Genomic DNA, 3,327 nt, shown 5'->3' on the forward strand with positions numbered 1-3,327 from the left:
AGGTGCCGCAGCACGCCGGCCCGCTCGGTGTCGTTGAGCGTGTAGCGGTTGGCCAGCACCTCGACGGACTTCACCGGGTCGCCGGTCAGACGGATGTCGCGCGTCTTCTGCAGCTTCTGCGCGACCTGGCGGAACGTGGCTTCGGAAACCGCAGCCTCGACCACATCCCGCACCTTCAGGAAGAAGGCCCGGTCGTCTGCGGCCAGGGTGTCGTCCCTGAACACATTGACCGACTCCGCTTCCGTGGTCAGCGAGCGCCCGACGTGCGTCTTGCGCAGCGCGTGGTCCGATGCGATCAGACCGTTCTTGCACACCAGCCGGTAGATCAGCGGCTGCACCGAGAGCGTGCCGCAGCCGACCTCCGAGTTGGTGATGACGATGCCGGCCTGCACGATGTCGCCGGGGGCGACCTCGAACTCGACGCGGGGCGTGATGACCTTCAGGTACATCTTCGTCTCGGTCAGTTCGACCGATTCGAAGCGGGCACCTTCCAGCCGCTGCAGGATCGGCAGGACGTTCTCCGCAAGATCGAAGTTGTCCAGCCGGCGATAGCGGTCCGACAGCACCGCCCTCACCTGCCCGTCCAGCGTGCGGATCATCCGGCGGTCGCCGTCCGATTGCAGCCAGGTGTTGACGTTGCGATCGAGCAGTTGCGGCTGCTCGGTACGCATGCGCTCGAAGTAGGCGAACGGGATCTTGAGCTTGTCGGCGAGCTGCCGACGCGCCAGACCCGTGACGCCGTATTCGCCGTCTCCCTGGCGGGAGTCGACGATCAGCTTGAGGCTGCCATCCTCATCGGTACGGCACTGCAGGAAGGACGAAGGCACGACCAGGTCGCGCTTGGAGGAGATCTGGCGCTCGAGTTCGTGGGCCAGGTCGACGAGGGAACGTCCGCTCTTCATGGTGAGACTCCAGAGAAGTTGCAGGAACGGCCCCCCGCCATGCGGGGATGCACATCCCCGCTGGGGTGAAGAACCGGACCGGGGAATCCCGATCCGGATGGGAAGCGCGACGGGTGTCGCGCAGGGTTCACGGGCTACAACAGACCACGTTCGGCGAACGAGGTGGCGTTGCTGCCTGCGATCACGATGTGGTCGAGCACACGGATGTCGACCAGGGCCAGCGCGGAGCGCAGCGACTGGGTCAGGAACTCGTCGGCCCGGCTGGGCTCGGCGACGCCTGATGGGTGGTTGTGCGCCAGGATCACTGCCGCAGCGTTCAGCGACAGCGCCCGCTTGACCACTTCACGCGGGTACACGCTGGTCTGCGTGAGCGTCCCTCGAAACATTTCCTCGGGCGCGATGACCCGGTTCTGTGCATCGAGGAACAGCACCATGAAGACTTCGTGGTCGCGCTGGGCCAGCATGATCCGCAAGTAGTCGCGCACCGCGGCCGGTGAGGCCAGCATGTCCCGCTCGCGCATCGTCTCGGCAAGGGCACGACGGACCAGTTCCCTGGCCGCCATCAGCTTCGCTCCGACGGAGGACGACGGGACTTGCTGCGCTACGTCTGCGTTCAGCAGCCGCGACAGGCTGCCGCTCGCGTCTTTCAACAGGTTCGCTGCCGTTCGGGGTCCCACCAGCGTGCTGAGCAGGGCCGCGTCCGACATCGACTCGATCGGTCGACACATGGAGTTCTCCTTCGTATGACGAATGGGGAACTCCTCCCCCAGGGAGCGAGCTCCCCGGGGGATGGATTGAGACTGACGGTGCCGGCGGTCAGAACGGAACGCTCTCGCGTTCCTCCGCGCGCGCCGGTTGCGGCACATCGATGGGTTCGCCGTTGACCTTGGCGAACTTGATGCGCAGCAGTCGACCCTTGATGCTGACGCCCGGCTGTCCCTTCCTGTCGCCCTTCTCGAAGGTGAACATTTCGGGATAGATGTCGGCGATCCGGAAGCCGATGATCACGGACTTGTCGGCCGCGACATCGTTTTCCAGGCGCTTGACGATCGCCTGAGCGTCAGCACCGCTGACACGGCAGTCGAACTTCGTGTAGCTGACGTCACTGTCGCTGCCGCGGAGGGCAGCCACGGTGCAGGCCAGGAACTCCTGGCCCTTCTTCGGCTTCACGGTGCGCACACGATTGAGATAGCCGACGCCTTCGACGTGCAGATTGAAGAACGACGACGGGCTGCTGGCTTGGGATGACTCAGACATGATGGCCTCCTATGACATGGAACACATGGAAATGGAGAGACCACCCCCAGTACGGGGATGGGACTCCCCGGCTGGGTAGAAGCACTGACGAAATCTCCGGGCCTTGCGGCCACCGGTTCTCAGGAGATCTGACCGGTTTCGGGCGATGCGTAACGGGCATCAACCGGGCTGACACAGCCAGCGAGAGACTCGGCCTGGCACGCGGCAATCGCCGGCGCGTGCGAGTGATCGATGCGGCATGCTGATCCCACGTCCGATCGGGATGCAACTGCAATGCGGACACGGTCGAGCGGCTCGCCGCCGCGATTGCCAGCGAGCGTGATCTCGACGAATGCGCCATCCGCCCCGGCGGCGCAGAGGCGCGTGGCAGCGACGCGATAGCCGCGGAATGACAGCTGCGCGGCACCGTGCAGCGTGGCGACGGCGAGCGCCTCGCGCGCAAGCACGCAAAGCATCGCCCACTCCGGCGCACTGGGGTGCCGTGCCGGCTGGCACAACGCCGTCGTCACAGGAGCTGCCCTGCCGACGGTGGCGGCGGCTCGGCGTCCGCGCCGAGCGAGACCTGCTGCATCAACCGCAGTTCCGCCGCGGTCGGGGTGACGCGCCGCTGCGAGTGCCGCGGCGCCTCCTCGCCGGTGAACACCTTGCGCGGGAGTTCACCGAACAGCGCCACCGCGGCGCGCACGCGCTGCCGAGCCGCTTCGTCGGCGCCCGGCAGGAAGTCGCGCCGGCTCAGCGGGAGCATTTCCTCGCGCAACAGGTTGCGCTCCCAGCGGATCGGCTCGAGGAAGAGCGCGCGCAGGCCGCGGCCGATGGCGCGGATCTCGGCCCTGCCCGCCTCGTCGCTCATGCGGTCCTTGAGGACGAGGGTCTTGACCATGCGCACGTGGTAGTCGAACTCGACGATCGCCTCGGCCGTGGCGTAGCCATACGGACTGCGAAACCCCAACTCCACCGTGACCGGGCTGCGCGACGCGAGCACCGACAGCGCAAGCCCTCGGCGGCGAAGCCGCTCGAACTCGGCCTCCCGCGCTTCGATGACCTGGCCCATCTGCGAGCGGATGCCGGACAGCGACTGGTAGACGCGAATCAGGATCCAGTCGGCGTAGGGGTTGTCGTTCGCCGACAGGTACCAGATCGCCTTGAGCACCGCCGCGAAGCGCCGGCC

General features: G+C 66.6%; 5 protein-coding genes. All 5 read right to left on the reverse strand.

Translation table 11 applies throughout. The features are described from left to right. Nucleotides 1–902: DUF932 domain-containing protein (locus PKE44_RS16845; protein WP_324553580.1), on the reverse strand; the 902-nt coding region annotated here is incomplete at its 3' end. Between the two features lie 134 nt (nucleotides 903–1,036). Then, a complete protein-coding gene (radC, locus tag PKE44_RS16850) occupies nucleotides 1,037–1,630 on the reverse strand; it encodes a DNA repair protein RadC (RefSeq protein ID WP_324553582.1) in 594 nt (197 codons plus the stop codon). 88 nt (nucleotides 1,631–1,718) lie between these two features. Further along, nucleotides 1,719–2,159 carry a DUF3577 domain-containing protein gene (locus PKE44_RS16855; protein ID WP_324553584.1) on the reverse strand — a complete coding sequence of 147 codons (441 nt, stop codon included), beginning with the start codon at nucleotides 2,157–2,159 and terminating at the stop codon, nucleotides 1,719–1,721. A 119-nt stretch (nucleotides 2,160–2,278) separates the two neighbouring features. Beyond that, nucleotides 2,279–2,614, reverse strand: a complete 336-nt coding sequence (locus PKE44_RS16860; RefSeq protein WP_324553586.1) for a hypothetical protein — start codon at nucleotides 2,612–2,614, stop codon at nucleotides 2,279–2,281. Between the two features lie 50 nt (nucleotides 2,615–2,664). Continuing rightward, the coding region (locus PKE44_RS16865; protein WP_324553588.1) for an AcaB family transcriptional regulator at nucleotides 2,665–3,327 on the reverse strand (663 nt) is incomplete at its 5' end.

It is taken from the genome of Plasticicumulans sp. (assembly GCF_035331805.1).
Lineage (GTDB): Bacteria > Pseudomonadota > Gammaproteobacteria > Competibacterales > Competibacteraceae > Plasticicumulans.

What these genes read in the sequence shown, in the direction of transcription:
- radC (WP_324553582.1), bottom strand. Translation starts at nt 1,630, where the DNA reads ATGTGTCGACCGATCGAGTCGATGTCGGACGCGGCCCTGCTCAGCACG.
- PKE44_RS16855 (WP_324553584.1), bottom strand. Translation starts at nt 2,159, where the DNA reads ATGTCTGAGTCATCCCAAGCCAGCAGCCCGTCGTCGTTCTTCAATCTG.
- PKE44_RS16860 (WP_324553586.1), bottom strand. Translation starts at nt 2,614, where the DNA reads ATGCTTTGCGTGCTTGCGCGCGAGGCGCTCGCCGTCGCCACGCTGCAC.